Annotated in this window: 22 protein-coding genes; 12 read left to right on the forward strand and 10 right to left on the reverse strand. The window is 29.7% G+C overall.

Annotation, left to right across the window (positions count from 1 at the left end):
* Window position 1: 1 nt before the first annotated feature.
* From AJ884_RS05505 to bamA, 7 genes are read right to left on the reverse strand one after another with little or no spacing between them, the layout of a single operon-like run.
* The gene (locus tag AJ884_RS05505; protein WP_070243412.1) at window positions 2-928 is read right to left on the reverse strand and encodes a tRNA dihydrouridine synthase; all 927 of its coding nucleotides are present in this window, start codon (window positions 926-928) and stop codon (window positions 2-4) included.
* Window positions 925-1,911 (reverse strand): hypothetical protein, encoded by a 987-nt coding sequence (locus AJ884_RS05510; RefSeq protein WP_002870402.1) that lies wholly within the window; start codon window positions 1,909-1,911, stop codon window positions 925-927. Before AJ884_RS05510 ends, AJ884_RS05505 begins: the two co-directional genes overlap by 4 nt.
* Entirely contained in the window at window positions 1,901-2,263 is a 363-nt protein-coding gene (gene dksA / locus AJ884_RS05515; protein WP_002870403.1) for a molecular chaperone DnaK suppressor DksA, read from the reverse strand. Before dksA ends, AJ884_RS05510 begins: the two co-directional genes overlap by 11 nt.
* 11 nt (window positions 2,264-2,274) lie before the next feature.
* Window positions 2,275-2,724: a 23S rRNA (pseudouridine(1915)-N(3))-methyltransferase RlmH gene (locus tag AJ884_RS05520; protein WP_002870404.1), complete on the reverse strand. Its 450-nt coding sequence runs from the start codon at window positions 2,722-2,724 to the stop codon at window positions 2,275-2,277.
* A gap of 1 nt (window position 2,725) precedes the next feature.
* Window positions 2,726-3,568 (reverse strand): acetyl-CoA carboxylase, carboxyltransferase subunit beta, encoded by an 843-nt coding sequence (accD, locus tag AJ884_RS05525; RefSeq protein ID WP_070233944.1) that lies wholly within the window; start codon window positions 3,566-3,568, stop codon window positions 2,726-2,728.
* Between the two features lie 8 nt (window positions 3,569-3,576).
* Complete coding sequence (locus AJ884_RS05530; protein WP_070233943.1) at window positions 3,577-4,299, reverse strand: inositol monophosphatase family protein; 723 nt, start codon at window positions 4,297-4,299, stop codon at window positions 3,577-3,579.
* Window positions 4,299-6,518 (reverse strand): outer membrane protein assembly factor BamA, encoded by a 2,220-nt coding sequence (gene bamA / locus AJ884_RS05535; RefSeq protein ID WP_070233942.1) that lies wholly within the window; start codon window positions 6,516-6,518, stop codon window positions 4,299-4,301. The genes AJ884_RS05530 and bamA overlap by 1 nt, the downstream gene beginning before the upstream one ends.
* Before the next feature lie 76 nt (window positions 6,519-6,594).
* Between bamA and AJ884_RS05540 the strand changes: the two genes are divergently transcribed.
* The 11 genes from AJ884_RS05540 to AJ884_RS05590 all read left to right on the forward strand — a co-directional run bounded on the left by AJ884_RS05540 (window position 6,595) and on the right by AJ884_RS05590 (window position 18,441).
* The gene (locus AJ884_RS05540; protein ID WP_002860956.1) at window positions 6,595-7,422 is read left to right on the forward strand and encodes a prephenate dehydrogenase; all 828 of its coding nucleotides are present in this window, start codon (window positions 6,595-6,597) and stop codon (window positions 7,420-7,422) included.
* A 79-nt stretch (window positions 7,423-7,501) separates the two neighbouring features.
* Entirely contained in the window at window positions 7,502-8,875 is a 1,374-nt protein-coding gene (locus tag AJ884_RS05545) for a M23 family metallopeptidase (protein ID WP_070233941.1), read from the forward strand.
* Window positions 8,875-9,759, forward strand: a complete 885-nt coding sequence (lpxC, locus tag AJ884_RS05550) for a UDP-3-O-acyl-N-acetylglucosamine deacetylase (RefSeq protein ID WP_002859351.1) — start codon at window positions 8,875-8,877, stop codon at window positions 9,757-9,759. Before AJ884_RS05545 ends, lpxC begins: the two co-directional genes overlap by 1 nt.
* 38 nt (window positions 9,760-9,797) lie before the next feature.
* Window positions 9,798-10,199 (forward strand): tRNA threonylcarbamoyladenosine biosynthesis protein TsaB, encoded by a 402-nt coding sequence (locus tag AJ884_RS05555; RefSeq protein ID WP_032599159.1) that lies wholly within the window; start codon window positions 9,798-9,800, stop codon window positions 10,197-10,199.
* An 8-nt stretch (window positions 10,200-10,207) separates the two neighbouring features.
* On the forward strand, window positions 10,208-11,086 hold the full coding sequence (thrB, locus tag AJ884_RS05560) for a homoserine kinase (RefSeq protein ID WP_002857455.1): 879 nt from the start codon (window positions 10,208-10,210) through the stop codon (window positions 11,084-11,086).
* A gap of 24 nt (window positions 11,087-11,110) precedes the next feature.
* Window positions 11,111-11,368 carry a DUF448 domain-containing protein gene (locus AJ884_RS05565; protein ID WP_002870410.1) on the forward strand — a complete coding sequence of 86 codons (258 nt, stop codon included), beginning with the start codon at window positions 11,111-11,113 and terminating at the stop codon, window positions 11,366-11,368.
* A complete protein-coding gene (gene infB, locus AJ884_RS05570) occupies window positions 11,355-13,970 on the forward strand; it encodes a translation initiation factor IF-2 (protein WP_052858947.1) in 2,616 nt (871 codons plus the stop codon). The genes AJ884_RS05565 and infB overlap by 14 nt, the downstream gene beginning before the upstream one ends.
* Window positions 13,967-14,329 carry a 30S ribosome-binding factor RbfA gene (rbfA, locus tag AJ884_RS05575; RefSeq protein ID WP_002778650.1) on the forward strand — a complete coding sequence of 121 codons (363 nt, stop codon included), beginning with the start codon at window positions 13,967-13,969 and terminating at the stop codon, window positions 14,327-14,329. Before infB ends, rbfA begins: the two co-directional genes overlap by 4 nt.
* The gene (gene rimP / locus AJ884_RS05580; RefSeq protein WP_070233940.1) at window positions 14,319-14,735 is read left to right on the forward strand and encodes a ribosome maturation factor RimP; all 417 of its coding nucleotides are present in this window, start codon (window positions 14,319-14,321) and stop codon (window positions 14,733-14,735) included. Before rbfA ends, rimP begins: the two co-directional genes overlap by 11 nt.
* A gap of 45 nt (window positions 14,736-14,780) precedes the next feature.
* Window positions 14,781-17,120, forward strand: coding sequence for an McrB family protein (locus tag AJ884_RS05585; protein ID WP_070233937.1), 2,340 nt, complete (start codon window positions 14,781-14,783; stop codon window positions 17,118-17,120).
* Window positions 17,113-18,441, forward strand: a complete 1,329-nt coding sequence (locus tag AJ884_RS05590) for an McrC family protein (protein WP_070233935.1) — start codon at window positions 17,113-17,115, stop codon at window positions 18,439-18,441. Before AJ884_RS05585 ends, AJ884_RS05590 begins: the two co-directional genes overlap by 8 nt.
* Here the strand turns inward: AJ884_RS05590 and AJ884_RS05595 are convergent.
* Genes AJ884_RS05595 through AJ884_RS05605 form a run of 3 tightly spaced genes read right to left on the reverse strand, consistent with a single transcriptional unit; the run spans window position 18,430 to window position 20,968 of the window.
* Window positions 18,430-19,233 carry a metal ABC transporter permease gene (locus AJ884_RS05595; protein ID WP_002870414.1) on the reverse strand — a complete coding sequence of 268 codons (804 nt, stop codon included), beginning with the start codon at window positions 19,231-19,233 and terminating at the stop codon, window positions 18,430-18,432. The genes AJ884_RS05590 and AJ884_RS05595 overlap by 12 nt on opposite strands.
* Window positions 19,226-20,080, reverse strand: a complete 855-nt coding sequence (locus AJ884_RS05600) for an ABC transporter ATP-binding protein (RefSeq protein WP_070233933.1) — start codon at window positions 20,078-20,080, stop codon at window positions 19,226-19,228. Before AJ884_RS05600 ends, AJ884_RS05595 begins: the two co-directional genes overlap by 8 nt.
* 12 nt (window positions 20,081-20,092) lie before the next feature.
* Window positions 20,093-20,968, reverse strand: a complete 876-nt coding sequence (locus tag AJ884_RS05605; RefSeq protein ID WP_070233931.1) for a metal ABC transporter solute-binding protein, Zn/Mn family — start codon at window positions 20,966-20,968, stop codon at window positions 20,093-20,095.
* A 236-nt stretch (window positions 20,969-21,204) separates the two neighbouring features.
* Between AJ884_RS05605 and AJ884_RS05610 the strand changes: the two genes are divergently transcribed.
* A partial coding sequence (locus AJ884_RS05610) for a cache domain-containing protein (protein ID WP_214283842.1) occupies window positions 21,205-22,168 on the forward strand: 964 nt, incomplete at its 3' end.

Below are 22,168 nucleotides of genomic sequence, written 5' to 3' on the forward strand. Positions count from 1 at the left end.
ATCAAGTTAAACTAAAAAATTCTTCTATTTTTTTTCGCATTTCTTCGACATTGTCGATACGATTAACGCTATCTCTAAAGGCTGAAGCGTCTTTATAGCCTTTAGAATACTCGTGTAAATGTTTGCGAAATATACTTACGCCTTGATCTTTGTAGTGTTTTATCATTTCATCAAAATGAGTGAGTATGATTTCTTTTTTGAGTTTTTCATCTACGCTTTTACCGCTTTTGATTTCATAAAATATCCAAGGATTTCCCACGCTTGCACGCCCTATCATGAGTCCATCGCATTTTGTGATTTCATAAACTTCTTTAGCGTTTTGTGCGTTAATATCACCATTTGCAATCACAGGAATTTTCACGCTCGCTTTAGCACTGGCAATGGATTCATAATCGGCTTTTCCGCTATAAAGCTGTTTTCTTGTGCGTCCGTGGATGCTTACAAAATCCACCCCCAAGCTTTCACAAATTTTAGCCATTTTTTCAGGATATTTTTCATTAAATCCTAGTCGAAATTTCACACTTGTAAGGCTTTTTTTATTGTTTTCTTTAATTACTCCTACAAGATTTTTAAAAAGCTCTAATTTTTCTAGCAAAGCACTACCAGCGCATTGTTTAACAACTTTATTTACAGGGCAACCGCAATTAAAATCAATCCCATCTACAAAATCCATTTCATTTAGCATTTGCACTGCTTTTTTTAGCACTTCTTTATCTCCACCTGCAATTTGGACTATATAAGGATTTTCTAATTCAGCTCTTTCTAGCATATGTAGAGTTTTAGAACTTTCATAAACTAAGGCATTAGAACTTATCATTTCGCTTATGGTGATATCAGCACCAAATTTTTTTACTACATTACGAAAAGGCAGATCTGAAAAACCTGCCATAGGAGCTAAAAATAAAGGTTTTTTGCTAAAATCTATCATTGTATGAGTTGGTTTAGATTGATTTTGATATTTTTTTCACGCAAGGCTAAAAAGGCCTTAAAATCATTAAATTTCTTATCATCATTGTGAATTTGCTCTCTTAACTCATCTAAAAGTCCAAATTCAGCTAAAAGATATAAATGTGCTCTTAAAGCTTCGCTTTTTTCATTTTTAATTTTGTTAAAAATTCCTAAAATAGCATCAGGATTTAAAAGTTTAGTACTTAGTTTTGCTGCGTTAAGATAGTCTTTTTCGCTTAGTATATTGTGTGAAAGTAAAACTTCGTATTCTGCTGCACTAAGTTCTAAATTTCCTTCTTTAAAACGCTTGATAAGTGTGAGAACTTCAGAAGGCTTTTTAGGGATTTTTACATTTTTAATTTGTTCATAACTAGCTTTTTCTATAAGAGTATTAAAAGCAATTTCTTCAAATTCATCTTTGATTTCATTAAGGTTTTTAAGTTTGCTATAGGCATAATTTGCATCGTTTTTGAGATGATTTTTTTCATTTTGCAAATATAAAACATTGTTATTTTCGAGTTTAAATTTACTAAGGTTAAAAAATTCGTTTTTATTTAAACCATCAATAAGATCTAAAATTTCATTGATTTTATTTGAGTGTGGAATTTTTTCATGTGTTTTTAGGGTTTTAAAAAGCTGTGCCACAGCTCTAAATTCTTTTGTTTGAAAAGTGGTTTTAAGATCTTTTTCAAGGAGCAAATCTTGAGTATAAGCTTCAAATTTAGTTGCATCTTTAAAAAAATGCTTAAATTTTAAATAACGCAAAAATCCATAAAATGCTATGTGCAAAACGGCTAAAATCATATAAACAAATAAAGGAATAACAAGCCATATCATAATAGGTAGTTCAAAGGTATAAGTACTGATATTTAGAGTATAGCTTCCTAGTTCTAGATGCCAAGCAAAGGCAAAAATAAGTGCTATATAAATAAAACTTGCAAGTAAAAAGAGTTTAATTTTCATGTTTTTTTCCTTGTTCTGCAATTTGACGGCAAGTGATACAATATCTTGCGTGAGGTTTGACTTTTAGTCTTTGAGAGTCGATTTCATCATCGCAAGATTCGCAAATTCCATAAGTGCCGTTTTTGATTTTATCTAAAGAATTTTCGATTTCTATAAGTTCTTCTTTGAGATTGGTGCTGATAGTAAAGTCAATTTGAGAGCCTGTTTCTATGATAGAAAAATCTACACTATCGCTTGGGACGCTATTGTGAAGAGCTTCGATTTCATTTGAATTGCTTTGCAAATTTTCTAAGATGGTTTTTTTTCTTTCTTCTAAAATATTTTTGAAATTTTGTATTTCATTTTTTTTCATTTTAAAACTTTCTATTTGTGATAAGGGTGATTGTTGTTGATGCAAAATGCACGATAAATTTGTTCTAAAAGTAAGGTTTTAACAAATTGATGTGCTAAAGTAAGTTTGCTTAATGATAGTCTAAAATCCAAACTTTGATTAAATTCTTCTCTTAAACCATAAGCACCACCTATAAAAAAACTTAATTCATTTTTATCTTGGATGAGTTTTGCAAATTCTATACTTGTAAGTTCTTTCCCTTTTTCATCAAGAGCGATACAATAGCCTTTTTTATAAGGCATAAAAGCTTCTTCATAGCTTTTTTTTGCTTCTATGGCATTTAAATTTTGAGCTAAGGCTATTTTTTTATTAAAAACATTTATTTCTTTTAAAGTGGCGTATTTAGAAATAAGTTTAGAGTATTTCTCACTCCAAGTTTTAAATTCATCACTTTTTTGAATACAAAAGATATTAACTTGCAAATTATTTTCCACTGAAAAATTTTAGCACATCGCTAAGATATTGTTTTTGTTCTCCTCTTTCAACTATGGCATCTATAAGTCCATGTTCTAACAAGAACTCTGCTTTTTGAAAGCCTTCAGGTAAATCTGCTCCTATAGTTTGTTTAATAACTCTTGCACCAGCAAAACCGACTAAAGCTTCAGGTTCAGCGATGATTAAATCTCCAAGCCATGCAAAAGAAGCACTTACCCCACCCATAGTAGGATCAGTTAAAATGCTAATATAAGGAAGTTTTTCTTTGCTAAGAAGTTTAAGCGCGGCGCTAGTTTTGCTCATTTGCATTAAAGAATAAGTGCTTTCTTGCATTCTAGCTCCACCGCTTGCACTTACGATGACAAGAGGGGTTTTGCTTGTGATAGCTCTTTGTATAGCTCTAACGATTTTTTCTCCTTCAACAGAACCTAAAGATCCACCCATAAAAGAAAAATCAAATACAACAAGTTGGGTTTTTAAACTGTTGATTTCACATTCTCCGCTGATGACAGAACTTTTTCTACCTGTTTTACTTTCACCTTCGCTAAGGCGTTTTTTATAGGATTTGCTATCAACAAATTTTAAAGGATCTATAGCTTCTAAATTTGCATCATACTCAATAAAACTGCCTTCATCGCTTAAAAGTTTAATACGTTCATCAGCTGAAATTCTCATGTGATAATTGCATTTAGGACAAACATTAAAACAAGATTCTATTTCTTTATAATACATCAAAGCATGACAACTTTGGCATTTTACCCAGTGATTTGGAGCTTCTTTAACGCTAGGTTGTTGTCTTCTTATTTTTGAAAAAATATCTGCAAAATTCATATATTCACCTAATTATTTTTTAAAAATTTTAAGATTATATCAAAAATTTTCTTGTCTTGGCTTAGTAGAAGGAAATTTTCATTTTTTTCTATATATAAATTTTGATGAATTGTTAAAGCAGCTACTGTATCAAAAATTCGTGTTTTTCCAAGAATTAATACAAAACTAAAATACGAAGCATAAGCGAGACTTAAAGCTGTTGCGCCCAAAGAGCGAAATTTTAATTGATTTTTTGTTAAAAAATCGAGAAGTTCTGGATAAAGTGAAATTTTTTCAACTATACCTATTTTAGAAAATAGATTAGGTGTTAAGGGTGAGTATTTTGGATCGAAAAGATTAGATTTAAAAGCTTGATTGTTATTAAAAGCAAAAATTTCTTGACTGACAAGATTGCAAACAAAAGCGCTTTTTGCCTGATCTTTTTCTATGAGAGCTATAGAAGTTCCATAAAATGGTATTTTAGAAACAAAATTTGAACTTCCATCCAAAGGATCAAGAATCATTTGTTTTGGGTTATCTTTCCCGATCAAGCCACTTTCTTCAGAAAAAATTTGCCCAAAACAACTAAGATATTTTATGAAAATTTGTTCACATTTTAAGTCAAGCTCATAGCCTTGATTTTCATCATAGCCTAATTTAGAGCAAAGTTTAAGATCATTTTGTGGGATATTGTTTAGATACTTGCGTATTTGCAAATTTGCATTCAAGCAAGCATCTAAAAATTCTTTCATTAAAAGCGTGTTCCAAGATTAAATTCAAAACTGTTAGTATCATCACCTTTTTTATCATTAAGAGGTTTGGCAAATACAAGTTGTAAAGGTCCAATTGGTGTAATCCATTCAATGCCTATACCTGTACTCATTCTTTTTATTTCATCTAAATTTTTGCGTCCTATCATACCATAATCAAAAAACACGCTACCACGAAGTTTAATTCTATCAATCAAAGGAAAACTAAGTTCTACGGAATTGGCAAAAGCTATGGTTCCTCCCACTTCATCTCCCCATTGGTTTTTAGGGCTTACTGTTCTGCTTTCAAAACCGCGTATCGATCTAATACCACCTAAATAAATTCTTTGGTTAATTGGTAAATAACCTTCATTCCATACTTTATAAAAGCTTGCTTTGTAGCGATAAATAAGATCATATCCTATATAGTCTTGCAAACCTTGATAAAAGTTAAATTTAGAGCTTGATGAAATAAATTCTTGATCTCCGCCAAGTCCAGCGTATTCTAAACTAGTTGAAGCAATGATACCTGATCGTGGCAGATAATAATCATCTGTATTGTTAAAGGTGATTGCTGGAGTTATAGAGCTTTTAATACTTTTGCCAAGTTCATATCCTGTTCTTAAAAGATTTGGACTTAAGTGATAAATATCGCTTTGTTCAAGATTATAAGTTAAGCTTACATTATAGTATCTTGCAAATTGGCGTCCAACTGTTATATCAAAGCCGTAATTTTTTTCTGAATAATTATCCCATTCATAGTCATTTGAATAAAGTGTTCCACCTAGGCTATATTGACTATCAAGAACGCGTGGATTTATGAGACTAATCCTTCCTGATAAGGTATCATCGCTTTTATCTACGCTTACAGAGCTTTTTATCCCTGAACCAAAAATATTTGTATCTGATAAAGAAGCATTAAGTAAAATACCATCGCTTGATCCATAGCCAATGCCTCCAGAAATAGCTCCTGTAGAAGCTTCTTTAACATCAACAATCAAATCAATATGTGTATCGTCAACTTTTTCTTCTTTGATATTCACATCGTCAAAATAAGAAGTTCTTTTTAAAGCATTTTTTGACTCGCTTAAGTCTGTTCTATTGTATAAATTACCTTCTGTTATATATAATTCTCGGCGTATGACGCGATCTACAGTGCGTGAATTTCCTGAAATAATAACATTTCTTATATAAACTTTATCGTGAGGGATTACTTTAAATACAACAGTAGCTTCTTGAGTTTGATCATTTTTTTGAATATCAGGATAGACTTCTACAAACGCATAACCTAAATCAGCACTTTGTGTTTCTATGGTTTTAACATCTTTTCTAATGTCTTCAATATTGATAGTTTTGCCAGCGCTTGATCTTAAATCTTTTACGGTTTGTGCATTTTGTTTATCATCAAATAAAGGATTTTCTATGTTTATACTTTTAATTTTATAAGGCTTTCCTTCTTTGATAAAATAAGTCAAATTTGCTTGATAAGTATCTGTGTAGGTTTTAAGATAAGGAGGAGATACTTGAACATCTAAATATCCTTTTTTCATGTACTCATCAGCAATTCTTGAACTATCATTGCTAAGCTCAAAAACTTTTAATTTTCCATCATTGCGTCCCCACATCCAACCCATAAATTCTTTTTCTTTATTGACAATTGAAGGTTCTATATCAGAATATGAAAATTTCTTGGCTCCACTTAAATGAACATTATCAATAATGATATTTTCACCACGATTTACTATAAATTCAAGCTCTAACCCATCGGTATTTTCTAAAGTCTTTTTTTTGTATTCTACAATAGTATCAAAGTAACTTTTTGCTTCATAATAAGCTTTAATGCGTTCAATAGCTTCTTTTATACTTCCTTCATCAAGTAGCGTACCTCTTTTAATCCCTAAAATACTTTCAACTTGTTTTCTATCATTTGAAGCTATACCTGTGATAGTAACCTTTGCTATAGTTGGTTTTTCAGTAACTATAATTTCCAAAATTCCATTGTTGTTTTCTACTGCAATATTTTCGAAATAATTTTGTTTATAAAGATTAAGAATAGCAGTGTTGATTTTTGCAGGATTTATTTCTTCTCCTATTTTAAGCCCTGTAATATTTATGGCACTTGTATTTGATAAGTGGTTTAATCCGATAAATTTAATATCCTTAATGGTTGCTGCATTGGCTATAGCAACTAAAGCACAAATACTAATAAGATGTTTTTTCATTGATTTTTTACCTAAAGCTTTATTAAAAGCTGTATAATAGCAAAAAAAATTTAACAAAAAAACTAAGGTAGAAAGTATGAAAATAGCAATTATAGGGCTTGGGCTTATGGGTGGATCTTTAGGGCTTTGTTTGAAAGAAAATAAGCTTATTTCTTGTGTTTATGGTATGGATTTAAGTAAAGAAAATGAAAAAGATGCCCTGCGATTAGGTCTTATTCATGAGCTTATAGAATTTAAAGATTTAGCTTTATGTGATATGATTTTTGTCGCAACTCCTGTTAATGCTATTATAGAAATTTTGCAAAAGTTAGTTGATTTGCCTTCTAATGTAACAATTATAGAGCTTGGAAGTACAAAAAGAAAAATTATAGAAAGTTTGCCTAAGAATTTAATCAAACAAACTCTTTTTGCTCATCCTATGACAGGAACTGAAAATTCAGGTCCAAAAGCGGCTTTTAAAGAGCTTTATAAAGATGCAGTTTGTGTTCTTTGCGATAGTGAAATAGCTGATGATTTGCATCAAAAAAGAGCAGTAGAAATTTTTTCTCATTTAGGGATGAAAATTGTTTTTATGGATAGTAAAGCCCATGATCATCATGCTGCTATTATTTCTCATTTGCCTCATGTTATAAGTTTTTCTTTGGCTAATTTTGTAATGAAAGAAGAGGATAAAAGAAATATTGTTCATTTGGCTGGAGGATCTTTTAAAGGTATGAGCAGAATTGCCAAATCATCACCACAAATGTGGGAAAGTATTTTTTTACAAAATAAAGATAACTTATTAAGTTCTATTGATTTTTTTCAACAAGAATTAGAGAGATGTAAACAAATGATACAATTAGATAAAAACGATGAATTAAGAGAATGGATGAAACAGGCTAATACTCTAAGAGAAATTTTATAAATTTGCTAGATATTTACTGAAAATATAATAGAATTTATACTAAAAACAACAAAAACATCGAAAATTTTTAAGGAAGGTTATGGCAAAAAGAAAAGGCAAAACTTATTTATCTGTTTTAATTTTAGTTTTAATAGCAATTTTGATTTTTTTTATTTCAAGATTAAGTATTTTTGAAAAAAATCCTCCTCAAATTTTAATGCCAGATGTTGTATATACTGATCTTAAAAAACCTATTTTAGTGCATGTTAAAGATGATGAAAGTTCTATCAAAAATGTACAAATTATATTGCATAAAGACGACAATACTAGTGCAATGGTTATAGCAGATGAAAAGATTTCTAATTTAAAAGATATTACCTTACAAGTTGCTTTGCCAAAATTTGGTTACAAAGAAAATGTAAAATCTTTTGTTTTGGAGGTGATAGCTAAAGATTCTAGTTTTTGGAATTTTTTTAGTGGTAATGAAGCAAGAAAACAAATTGCGGTATTAGTAGATAATACGGCTCCAAAAATCAATATCATAAGCAATTCTTACCAAATCGAGCAAGGCGGTGCTGGGGCTGTTGTTTTCAAGGCTGATGATGCTAATTTAGATAAGGTATATATAGAGACAAATAAAGGTAAAATTTTTAAAGCTACGCCTTATGTAAAAGAAGGGTATTATGCGGCTTTGATTGCTTGGGATGCAAGAGATGAGGAATTTCGTGCATTTGTTATCGCTACGGATAAAGCGGGAAATATTTCAAAAGAACGTATAAGGTATTATTTTGTTAATCGTAAATATCGTGTTTCAAATATCAATCTAACGGATAAATTTTTAGATGGAAAGATTGAGAATTTAGCAAATCAATACGCTCCAAAAGATAATAATTTCAATCGTTATGAAAAATTTAAGTTTGTCAATGAAACTTTAAGAAATAGTAATGAAAAACTTATCCATGAAATCACTTCAAAAGTACCTGAGGAAAAAATTGATAATTTTGATTTGAATTTATTTTTACCTCTTAAAAATGGTATGAAAGTAGCGGATTTTGCTGATCATAGGTATTATTCTTATAATGGGCAATTTGTGAGTGATTCTTATCATATGGGGCTTGATCTAGCAAGCGTAGCACAAGCTCCTATCATAAGTAATAACGCGGGCAAGGTTGTTTTTGCTGCTGAAAATGGGATTTACGGTTTAAATTTAATTGTTTATCATGGTTTTGGTGTTTATAGTCTTTACGGGCACTGTTCTTCTAAAAATGTTGATTTAGATGAAATGATTAATAAACAAAGTATTATAGGCAAAACAGGAACAAGTGGGTTAGCCTTAGGCGATCATTTGCATTTTGGAGTTTTGGTTCAAGGAGTTGAAACGCGTCCTGAACAATGGCAAGATAAAAAATGGATAGAAAATAATATTTACAATGTTTTAAATGATGGTAAAAAGATAATTTTAGGAAAAAATTAATGAAACAATTAACTTTAGCAAAAACTGTCAAAGGCGTAGGTATAGGACTTCATAAGGGTGAACCTATAGAAATTACTTTAGAGCCTTTAGAAGCAAATAGTGGTATAGTATTTTTTAGAAGCGATCTTAATGCAAGCTATAAGGCAAGTCCTGAAAATGTGATCAATACTCAAATGGCAACTGTTTTAGGAGATGATCGTGGATTTATTTCTACAATAGAGCATTTAATGAGTGCGATTAATGCTTATGGAATCGATAATGTACGCATAGTTTTAAATGCAAATGAAGCTCCTGTTATGGATGGATCAAGTATTAGTTTTTGTATGATGCTTGATGAAGCAGGGGTAAAAGAACTTGATGCGCCTAAAAAAATTATGGTAATTAAAAAGCCTATAGAAGTAAGAGATGGTAATAAATTTGTGCGTTTAACTCCTACTAAAGAACCCCGTATTAATTACACAATTAAATTTGACAATGCTGTTATAGGTGAACAAAGTTACAATTTTGAATTTAGCAAAAAAAATTATATAGAAAACATAGCAAGGGCTAGAACTTTTGGTTTTTTAAAAGATGTTCAAGCTCTTAGGAGTATGAATTTAGCACTAGGTGGAAGTTTAGAAAATACTATAGTGGTAGATGAAAATCGTATTTTAAATCCTGAGGGTTTGCGTTTCAAAGATGAGTTTGTAAGACATAAAATTTTAGATGCAATTGGAGATTTAACTTTACTTGGATATCGTGTTTTTGGAGATTATACTTCATATGCTGGGAGTCATCATTTAAATCATTTGCTTACTAAAGAAGTTTTAAAAGATAAAGATGCTTATGAAATTGTAAGCCTTGAAAAAACAACCCAAAAAGCTTATGAAAAGGTATTTGCATAAAAACCTCTCTTTTGCTTAATGCTTTATCTAAGCCTTTAATGATCGGAATTTATCAAGATGATGAACTTATAAAAACTTATAAAAGTGAAGAAAAAGCAAGCGAATTTTTACCAAAAATTTTAGATGAATTGCTTAAAGAATATGATTTTACAAGTTTAATTTATGCTAATGGTCCAGGTTCTTATATGGGGATTAAAATTTCTTATGTAAGTTTGAGTACTTTAAGTATAGTAAAAAATATTCCTTTATTTGCGGTGAGTGCTTTTGAATTAAATGGCTATAAACCCATAAGTGCAAATAAAAATTTTTGTTTTGTATATAAGGAAGGTGAAATTTGTTTAGAGCAAAATATCCCAGCAGAGTTTTTTTTACCAAAAAATTTACAAGAGCTTAAACTAAATAATGATAATCTTCCCTTTTATTTTTTAGATGCAATTTAGGATGAAATTTGAAAATTTTAGTTCCCGCTACGAGTGCGAATTTAGGGCCAGGTTTTGATTGTTTAGGACTTAGTTTAAAGCTTTTTAATGAAACTCAAATCCAAAAATCAGGTGTTTTTAGCATTAGTATTGGAGGTGAGGGCAGTGATAATATTTTTCTTAAAAAAAACAATATATTTGTAAATATTTTTTATGAAATTTATGAAAAACTAAGCGGAAAAAAAGATAATTTTCGTTTTATTTTTCAAAATAACATTCCTCTTTCAAGAGGGTTAGGAAGCTCTTCAGCTGTGATTGTTGGAGCTATTGCCAGTGCTTATTATATGAGTGGATTTAAGGTAGAAAAAGAACGTATTTTAGATGAAGCTTTAATTTACGAAAACCATCCAGATAATATCGCTCCAGCTACTCTTGGTGGTTTTGTGTGTTCTTTGGTTGAAAAAAATAAAGTTTATAGCATCAAAAAAGAGATTGATAAAGATTTAGCTGCTGTGGTTGTGATCCCAAATTTGGCAATGAGCACGGAACAATCACGCCAAGCTTTGGCCAAAAATTTAAGTTTTAATGATGCGGTTTTCAACCTTTCCCATGCTTCATTTTTAACCGCTTGTTTTTTGGAGAAAAAATATGAATTTTTAAAATTTGCAAGTCAAGATAAGCTCCATGAAATCAATCGTATGAAAAACTTACCCGAGCTTTTTGAAGTGCAAAAATTTGCCTTAGAAAATAAAGCTTTAATGAGTACGCTTTCAGGTTCGGGATCGAGCTTTTTTTCTTTAGCTTTTAAAGATGATGCTTTAGCTTTGGCAAAGAAAATGCAAACAAAATTTAAAGATTTTCGTGTGCAATATTTAGAATTTGATGATAATGGCTTTGAAATTTGCTAAAAAATATAAAAAAAAGATATAATTTTGAAAAAACATATACCAATTAGAATGTGCATAGTGTGTAAAAACCGCTTTGAGCAAAATATGTTATTTAGATTTAAAGTTGTTTTAGGAGATATTGTGCCTAAAGCAGAACATGGAAGAAGCGGATATTTATGTCAAAATTGTATTGAGAAAGAAGATAAAATCTTACAAAAAGCATTTTCTAAAATATGTAAAAATTTAAATACTAAAATTACTCAGCAAGGACTTAAGGAGATATTTTTAAATGGCAAAGATTAGAATTCATGAAATCGCAAAAGAATTAGGTTATGATAGTAAGGAAATTATTGAAAAGGCAAATGAATTAGGACTTGGAATTAAAACAGCATCAAATGCTGTAGAGCCTGAGATCGCAGCAGCTATTTATGAGTATATACAAACAAGAGAAATTCCAGAAGCTTTTAAGAAAAATATCAAAACTCCTACGGCAAAAAAGCCTAAAAAAGAAAATATAAAAGAACAAGAAAAGCTAAATGAATCTGAAAAAAAAGAACCTAAAAAAGAAGAAAAGCTTAAAAAAGAAGTTAAAAAAGAAGAATTAAAAGTTGAAAAAGAAAATGCAAAAGAGGAAGAAAAACAAGAAATTATTGATACTCATAAGCCACAAAGCCTTGCTAGTGCAACTTTAGCCAAAAGACGCGGACTTGTCATTGTTAAAAAGAAAAAAGACGAAGAAGAAATTCAAGTTAAAAAAGAAGAAGTAAAAAATTCAAATGATATATCTATCAATAATGAAGAGCGCTTAAGTTTAAAAACTATGTTTTCAAATGCTGATGAGAGTTTAAAGAAAAAGAAAAAAGAAAAAAAATCTTTTGTTGCGAGTAAAAAAGAAAGTACCGAAAAAATGAATTTTTTAGATGAACATGATTTTGGTGATATTTCTTTAGATGATGAAGATGAGGTAGTGTTACCTGATTTTAGTGTAAAAGAACAAGAAAAACCACAAAATATCAATAAAAAACAACCTAATTTTATAAGACAAGCTGTTGGAAATTCTGCGGGTTTTGGGCTTGAAGGTGGAATTCAAAGAAGAAGTCGTAAAAAACCACCTAAAAAGATTGAAAAAAAGGAAGTAGAAGAAGTAAGTAGTGTTTCTATTTCTAAAGAAATTCGTGTGTATGAATTCGCTGATAAGATAGGAAAAAGCACTAGTGAAGTGATTTCAAAACTTTTCATGCTTGGAATGATGACAACAAAAAATGATTTCTTAGATGAAGATGCGATTGAAATTTTGGCTGCTGAATTTGGTATAGAGATCAATATCATTAACGAGGCTGATGAGTTTGATTATGTAAAAGACTATGAAGAAGAGACTGATGAAAAAGATTTAGTGACTAGAGCACCTGTGATTACCATCATGGGGCATGTTGATCATGGTAAAACTTCTTTGCTAGATTATATCAGAAAATCACGCGTTGCAAGTGGTGAAGCAGGGGGTATTACTCAGCACGTGGGTGCTTATATGGTAGAAAAAAATGGACGTAAAATTACTTTTATCGATACCCCAGGTCACGAAGCTTTTACTGCTATGCGTGCAAGGGGTGCAAGTATCACTGATATTGTAATCATTGTTGTGGCCGCAGATGATGGGGTAAAACCACAAACCAAAGAAGCGATAAATCATGCCAAGGCAGCAGGTGTGCCTATTATTATTGCTATTAACAAAATGGATAAAGAAGCAGCAAATCCTGATATGGTAAAAACTCAACTCGCAGAAATGGAAATCATGCCAGTAGAATGGGGCGGATCTTATGAATTTGTAGGGGTTTCGGCTAAAACAGGAATGGGGATTGAAGATTTGCTTGAGATCGTGCTTTTACAAGCTGATATTTTAGAACTTAAAGCCAATCCAAAAAGTTTTGCTAAAGCAAGTATTATAGAAAGTTCTGTGCAAAAAGGGCGTGGTGCGGTAGCTACTATCATCGTGCAAAATGGAACACTTACTGTAGGAAGTACTGTGGTTGCAGGTGAGGCTTATGGAAAAGTGCGTGCGATGAGTGATGATCAAGGTAAAGCTTTAAAAGAAATCAAACCAGGCGAATGTGGGGTTATCGTAGGGCTTAGCGAAGTAGCAGATGCAGGTGAAATTTTAATCGCAGTAAAAACCGATAAAGAAGCAAGAGAATACGCTAATAAACGCCACGAATACAATCGCCAAAAAGAACTTAGTAAATCTACTAAAGTTAGCATTGATGAGCTTGGAGCTAAGATCAAAGAAGGTAATCTAAAAGCCTTGCCTGTTATTTTAAAAGCTGATGTACAAGGATCTTTAGAAGCCTTAAAAGCAAGTTTAGAAAAACTTAGAAATGATGAGATTAAAGTGAATATCATTCATAGCGGGGTAGGAGGGATCACACAAAGTGATATAGAGCTTGCAAGTGCGAGTGAAAACTCTATAGTACTAGGTTTTAACATACGCCCAACAGGGGAAGTTAAAGAGCGTGCTAAGGATAAAGGCGTAGAAATTAAAACCTATAATGTGATTTATAATCTTTTAGACGATGTAAAAGCCTTGCTTGGTGGTATGATGAGTCCGATTATTTCTGAAGAGCAATTAGGACAAGCAGAGATTAGACAAGTGATCAATGTGCCAAAAATCGGACAAATTGCAGGTTGTATGGTAACTGAAGGGGTGATTAACCGTGGAGCTAAAATTCGCCTTATCCGTGACGGAGTTGTGGTTTATGAAGGAAATGTAAGCTCGCTTAAACGCTTTAAAGATGATGCTAAAGAAGTGGCAAAAGGCTATGAGTGTGGCGTAGGTATAGAAGGGTGTGATGATATGAGAGTGGGTGATTATATAGAAAGCTATAAAGAAGTAGAGGAACAAGCAAGTCTATGAACCCAAGTGAGATTAAAAAACTACGCACTGAAAGTATCTTAAAAGAGCTGATCCCTGAAGCTTTAGCAAATTTAGATGATGAAAATTTGAAAAATTTGTGTGTAGTGGATGTAGAGTGTAAAAAAGGCAGATATGATGCTTTTGTGTATCTTGATAAGATGTTTTTTAATGTTCATGAGCAAGAAAAAATTTTATCTTCTTTAAAAAAGGCAAGTAGAGCTTTGCAAAATTACTGCATGAGTGAGCAGGGCTGGTATAGGTGTCCGAATTTTCACTTTAAATTTGATGATAGGCTCGAGTATCAAAACCATATGGATGCACTTTTTGAAAAAATAAAAAAGGATAAAAATGAATCTTGAAGCCCTTTGCAAAGAAGCAGGACTTAGTTTTTATGATGATGAGCTAGTAAGTGAAAATGGCAGAAAAATTTATAGAATTTATGTGCAAAAAGAAGGCGGGGTAAATCTTGATGATTGTGCAAGGCTTAGTGAAATTTTATCGCCTATTTTTGATGTAGAACCACCTGTAAATGGAGAGTATTTTTTAGAAGTATCTTCACCAGGACTTGAAAGAAAACTGAGTAAGATAGAACACTTTGCTAAAAGTATAGGTGAACTTGTGAAGATCACAACCAATGAAAAAGAAAAATTTCAAGGCACACTTTTAGAAGTCAAAAATGAACGCATTCTTATAGAAGACTCAGAAGAAAAAATCAGTATAGAAATTGCAGATATTAAAAAAGCTAGAACTTTTGTAGAGTGGTAGGAAATTTAAATATGATTTAAAATAGCATAATTTAAGGATTTGGTAATGTGGAATTTAGATGAAAAAAAATTACAAGAAATGCTTGATGGCTTTTTAAATTTTCAAGAAGTATGGACTTTAGAAAAAGTTAAAAATATGACTCTTGAAGAATATACTAACATTAAAAAAGATAATCCAAATAGAGATGATTTTACTTTTTGGATAGAAAGCAAATTGGATAATCTAGGAAGTATTTGGGGTGGCTCAGCTTTTAAATTTGGTATATATAGAAGAAATGATGAAAGTCAGAAAGAATCTTCTAGTGGTAGATTATATAGTCAAAATTATGCTTGGATTGCTAAATATGGCAATAATGAAAATGAAGCATTTAATAATATCAAAGAAAAAATCATACAAATAATACAAGCAAGTCAAGATAATAATTTAAAAACTATAGAAAAAATAGATTTTGGGGATGCAATTAAATGGAAAATAGCTTTTCATTATCAAGATGTAAAGAATATAAAAATAGTTAATATTTTTTCTAAAAATGTTTTAGATTTAATATCTTTAAATGAATTTAAAGAAAAATTAAAAATATATCAAATACATAAAAAATTATTAGAGAATAAAAATTTATCATTAGTTAAAATGATAGAAAATATAGCTATTCCTTTATGGAATAAATATGGCATGAATAGTCAAAATTATATAGATAAAATGAAAAATTTATTTAGTGAATATTTAAATAAAAAGAAATTAGATAAAAATACTATAAATAAATATATTCAAGTTATAGAAAATATATCAAAAGAATTTTTAAAAGAAAATCTATATAGTTGTGATTTATTTAGTTTTGATCAAAATATAAATAAATTAAATAAAAATGAAGAATTTAAGTTAAAAAACAGCAATTCTAGTGCATTGAATTATTATAGAGCTTTTTTGATTGATTATTATGAACAAGATATTTTTATAACTGAAAGAGTGCAATCTGAGGAATCAAATATGAAAATTATACCCTTAAATCAAATTTTTTATGGGTCTCCAGGGACAGGAAAAACTTATCATACTATAGATAAAGCTTTGGAAATTTTGGGCAAAAATTTAGAAAGTAGAGATGACAAAAAAGCAAAATTTGATGAGTATGTCAAAAAGGGACAAATAGTATTTACTACTTTTCATCAAAGCTATGGATATGAAGAATTTGTAGAAGGTATAAAGCCTCGCATAGATAGTGAAGAAAATTCTAAAGAAATAGAATATGAAATAAAAGATGGAATTTTTAAAGAACTTTGCGAAAAAGCTTTGGATAATTATGAGAATAGTATCTTAAATGCAGATGAGTTGAATAAAAAAATAGAATTAAAAGAAAAGGTTGAAAATTTTTTAAATTGGCTTTTGGAAACAAATGAGCCTATTGGTAAAACAAAGGGTGGAAATTTCTTTGTTATTGAAATTGATAATAAAACAATTGTGATTTATAGTGAAGGCATAGAGAGATTCGATGGAATTTTTAATTTAAATTTATCTATATTTATGGAGTTATTAAAATGCAAAGATGAATTTAACAATGCTACTGAAATGTTTAAAAAGGTATTTAATAGAGATTATGCTGATAGAACTCATACTTATTACTTTAATTTAGTGAAAAAATTTAAAGCATATGAAAAACAATTAACTGCAAAGATTGAAAATAATAAAAACAATGATAATTCTTTAAAACCTTATATAATCATCATAGATGAGATTAATCGTGGTAATGTAAGTAAGATTTTTGGTGAGCTTATAACCTTGATAGAGCCTAGTAAAAGGATAGGTGAAAAAGAAGAGTTAAAAGTGACTTTGCCTTATAGCGGTGAAAAATTTGGAGTGCCTAAAAATGTTTATATCATAGGCACTATGAATACAGCCGATAGAAGCATAACTTCTCTTGATACAGCTTTGCGAAGACGCTTTGAATTTATTGAGATGATGCCTGATGTGAGCAAATTATCTATGGATTGCGAAGGTATTAATTTACAAGAATTATTAAAAGCTATAAACACTCGTATAGAATATTTACTAGATAGAGAAAAAACCATAGGACACGCATTTTTTATAGGTGTTGAAAATTTAAATGATTTAAAAAGTATTTTTCAAAACAAAATTATCCCGCTTTTGCAAGAGTATTTTTATAATGATTATGCTTTGATTAATGCGGTTTTAAATGATAATGGTATGATTTTTGAAGATAAAAAAGATGATAAATATCTTCAAAAAATAAAAAATCTAGATAGTGTTAATAGCGAGAGAAGTATTTATAATATTGCTTCATTTGATGATAAAATTTGGGATAAAATAGAAATATATCAAGCAATTTATAATGATGAAATAGCAAATAAATTAAAAAACGAAAATGAATAGCACTTTTTCCATCATCGAACACCAAGCTTTTTCTAAAGAAGATTTAAAAGAAATTTTCAAAGAAAAGGCCGAAGGGTTTTATAAAGAGCTAGAAGATTTTGCAAAAAATAATGAAAATCTTCTAGGCTTTAAAAATAAAAATACCTTAAAAGCTAAAAATTATGTCGGCATTATACAGACTAAAAGTGGGGTTTTGGAGATCTTGCCAAAATGCACGAATTTAGATAGCTATAAAAAAGAAGATAGCTCTTCAAATCACGATAAAGAAAAACTAAAAAGATACTATGAATTAGACAATATTTCTAAAAATAATGATTTTTATGAAAAAGATTTTAAATTTAATCCCAAAAATCTTTTGATAAATATGCTAAAAACCTTAAAAAACTCCCCCTTTAAAAAATCGCAAATTTCATCTTTGCAAAGTTCTAAAATTCCTTTATTTGAAGTGTTTATCACTATGTTTTTAGATGAATTTGATAGCGTGTATAAAAAAGGCTTGATGAGATCTTATCTAAGTTGCGAAGAAAATAGGGCTTTTTTAAAGGGAAAATTACTATTTAACAAGCATATCAAGCAAAATTTGATACACAAAGAAAGATTTTTTACAAGCAATGATGAGTTTGTTTTAGATATAGCACCCAATCGTTTGATAAAATCAACGCTAAATTTTTTAAAATCCAAAACAAGTTTGAATAAATTTAGACTTATAAAATCTATGCAAATGCTCGATGAGGTAGAATTTTCTAAAAATTATGAAAAAGATTTTAGTTATAAAATTTCAAGACATTTTGATTATTATGAAAACTTGCTTTTGTGGTGTAAAATTTTCTTAAAAAATGAAAGTTTTATGCCTTATCATGGTAAAAATGAAGCTTTTGCTTTGCTTTTTCCTATGGAGAAAATTTTTGAAGATTATGTAGCTTATATGCTAAAAAAAGCAAATCCAACTCAAGATATTAAAGTTCAAAACAATGGAAAGTATTTAATCTCAAAAAATGATGAAAATTGTTTCATGTTAAAGCCTGATTTATATATAGAAAATAAAATGATTTTAGATACCAAGTGGAAAATTCCAGATAGTGATGAAGATAAAAAGCAGGGCATAGAACAAAGCGATTTATATCAAATGTTTGCTTATGCTTGCAAATTTAAAATTTATGATATTAAACTTGTGTATCCTTTATGTGAAAAAACTCAAGATTTACAAAGAAAAATCGCAGAAAAATTTTTTGTTTTTAAAGCAAGCGAACATTTGTATTTTAAAGAACAAGGGCAAAAAGATATAAAAGTGCAAGTGTGTTTTGCACCTTTACCTTTTTAAAAATTTGCCTATCAAATGCACTAAAAAACTAAAACAAGCTACAGCTATGATGCAAGCACCGCTTGAGAGATTAAGATAATAGCTAAGTATAAGTCCTAAAACACAAAAAATCATACTTAAAAAACTTGCCAAAATCATGATAAAGCCAAGTCTTTTAGTGAAATTTTCAGCAATAAAGCTTGGGATACTAAGCAAAGCCATAACCAAAATAAGCCCTACAAGGCGTATAGAAATAACTATACAAAAAGCCATAAGGGCGATTAAAAGATAATGAAAAAAACTTGTATTGATACCACGAACTTTTGCAAATTCCGCATCAAAGCTTAATGCTTCAAATTGTCTATAAAATAAAAAGATCAAAAGAACCACCACGCTATCAACCAAAGCCATAAGCCATAAATCTTGTGTTCCTACAGCTAAAATACTTCCAAAAAGATAAGCCATTAAATCTGTGTTATAACTAGGGCTTAAATCGATTAAAATAATCCCAACAGCCATTCCAAAAGCCCAGATTACAGCGATAATACTATCACTTCTGTGTTCATAGTGTTTAGCTAAAAAAGCTACTAAAAAAGCCAAAAATAAAGTAAATATTCCCGTGCTTAATAAAATAGGTAAAGAGAAATAAAAAGCTATACCTATACCACCAAAAGCTCCATGTGTTATACCTCCAGCCATAGAAAAAAGGCGATTTATCATCACCAAAGTACCTATGATCCCACAAGCTATACTAACTAAAATCGCTCCTAGTAAAGCGTTTTGAAAAAAGGTGAAATTTAAAATTTCAAGCATTATTTTCCTTTGAAAATTTTAAACAAAAATTTTCTTTTTTAAATTCTGTTTTTTTCAAATTTCTTCTTGTAAATTCTTGTTCGCATAGTTTTTTACTATCGCAATTTTCTTCATCACAAAAACAAGTATTTAAACTCATTTCTACATCACAAAAATGAGAGTGGTTTTCGTATAAATGTTTTAAAAATGAACTTTTTTCTTTTTCTTTAGTGTTGGTATGCAAGAAAAGTTCTTTGTTTAAATGTGCAATTTTATCGCTATAAGCTAATACAAGGTTGATATCGTGACAAATGAGTAAAATTCCCATGCCTTTTTGGTGTAAAGAGCTTAGAAGTTCAAAAATTTGTATAGCAGACTTGTTATCAACGCTTGCGGTAGGTTCATCTAAAATAAGCATCTTACATTCACTAGCTAAGGCTCTTGCGATAAAAACACGTTGTCTTTGTCCTCCGCTTAGAGAATCAATTGTTTTGTTCCAAAATTTTTCCATTCCTACGCTTCTTAAAGCTTGCATAGCTTTTTCTTTATCTTTTTTCCCATAAAAACCAAAAATTTTTTTACTTAAAAGTCCCATAAGAACGATTTCAAGCACTCTTGGACAAAAATTAGGATTGGCTAGAGTGTGTTGAGGAACATAGCCTATTTCTTTTCTTTGAAGAGCTTTGAAATGGATTTTATTTTTGGATTTTAAAAGTCCTAAGATAAGTTTTACGAGTGTTGATTTTCCTGCGCCATTTGGACCTATGATAGAGAGAAAGTCTTTATTGTCATAGCTAAGATTGATATTTTTTAAGATGATTTCATTGTCATAAGCGTAGTTTAGATTAGAAATTTCAAAAAAAAGCATCAAAAAGCCTGATTATAAATTATGAGAAAAGGCATCAGCAGTTTTTAAAAGCTCATTTTCCCAATCATAAGATAAATGATCTATTTTGTAAATTTTTACATTACATTCTTTAGCAAGTGTTTTTGCTGCATTTTCAGGGAATCCATTTTGAACAAAAATGACTTTTAAATTTTTATCTTTTATTAGAGTAATAAGGTTTTGCAAATCTTTGCTTTTTGGTTCTTTGCCTAAAATTTCTACAGGAATTTGCGTAAGATTATAGCGTTTTGCAAAATATGTCCAAGAAGGATGATAAACTACAAATTCTCTATTTTTTAATTTTTCTAATTTTGAGGCAATTTGTAAATTTAAACTATCTAATTCTGCTAAAAATTTATCTAAATTTTGTTTATATAAATTTTTATTTTGTGGATATTTTTGAATTAAGGTGTCATAAATATTTAAAGCCATAGTTTGGACTAAAATAGGATCTAACCAAGTATGAGGATCAAAATGCTCATGTTCATGAGAGTGTTCGTGAGTGTCATGAGTTTGAATTAAAGCTATGTTTTTTTGCATATTTACAACTTGAAGTTTTGGAAAATTTTGTTTAAATTTATCCGTAAAAACTTTCTCAAATTCTAAGCCCATGGTGAAATAAATATCACTTTTTTCAAGTTTTTTCATAGTGCTTGGTTTAAATTCAAAATTATGCTCATTGCTATTTGGGGGCAAAATAACATTGATATCTAGAGTATTTGCAGCTATTTTTTTAACAAAAAATGCTTGAGGTGCTATACTGACACTAACTAAATTGCTGTTGTTATTTTGATCTTGTTCGAAGTTTTTAGCTTGTGTGAAAGTATAAAATATCCCTAAAGATAAGATAAATAATATAATTTTTTTCAAAATATTTCCTTCGATATAAATTTTTCTAAATTATAACGATATTAAGCTTAATACATAGAATTTTCGAAGCGATATTACTTTAAATAAAAATAATAAATATAAATTAATTTAATATTAATTAAATTAATTTTTTATAACTTTTAAATTTAAGTAAAAATTTAAATTTTTTAATTTATAATTATAAAACTTTATGTAAATATCCCTATAAAATAATATTAGAAAGGAGCGCTTAAATTATGAAAAGCGTAAAATTGAAGGTTTCACTGATTGCAAATTTAATCGCAGTAGTGTGTTTGATAATTTTAGGTGTTGTAACATTTATATTTGTAAAGCAAGCAATTTTTCATGAAGTTGTGAATGCTGAAATAAATTATGTTAAAACGGCTAAAAATTCTATGGAGTCTTTTAAGGCAAGAAATTCTTTAGCTCTTGAAAGTTTGGCTAAAAGTATTTTAAAGCATCCTGTAGAACAGTTAGATAGTCAAGATGCTTTAATGCATTATGTTGGAAAAGATTTAAAGAATTTTAGAGATGCTGGAAGATTCTTAGCAGTTTATATTGCTCAACCAAGTGGCGAACTTGTTGTAAGCGATCCAGACTCTGATGCTAAAAATTTAGATTTTGGAACTTATGGAAAAGCTGATAATTATGATGCTAGAACAAGAGAATATTATATAGAAGCAGTTAAAACAAATAAACTTTATATTACCCCATCTTATATTGATGTAACTACAAATTTACCTTGCTTTACATATTCTATTCCGCTTTATAAAGATGGTAAATTTATAGGAGTTTTGGCCGTAGATGTTCTTGCAGCAGATTTGCAAGCTGAATTTGAAAATTTACCAGGTAGAACTTTTGTATTTGATGAAGAAAATAAAGTATTTGTTTCTACAGACAAAGCTCTTTTACAACAAGGTTATGATATTAGTGCAATTGCAAATCTTGCAAAAACCAAGAAAGATTTTGAACCTTTTGAGTATACTAGACCAAAAGATAATAGTGAAAGATTTGCTGTGTGTGCAAAAGTTTCTGGAATTTATACTGCTTGCGTTGGAGAACCAGTAGAACAAATAGAAGCTCCAGTTTATAAAATTGCATTTATACAAACTGCGATTGTTATTTTTACAAGTATTATTAGCGTCATCCTCCTTTATTTCATCGTATCAAAATATCTCTCTCCACTTGCAGCTATCCAAA

The organism is Campylobacter sp. BCW_6463, assembly GCF_001762785.1.
In the GTDB taxonomy this organism is placed as follows: Bacteria; Campylobacterota; Campylobacteria; order Campylobacterales; family Campylobacteraceae; genus Campylobacter_D; species Campylobacter_D jejuni.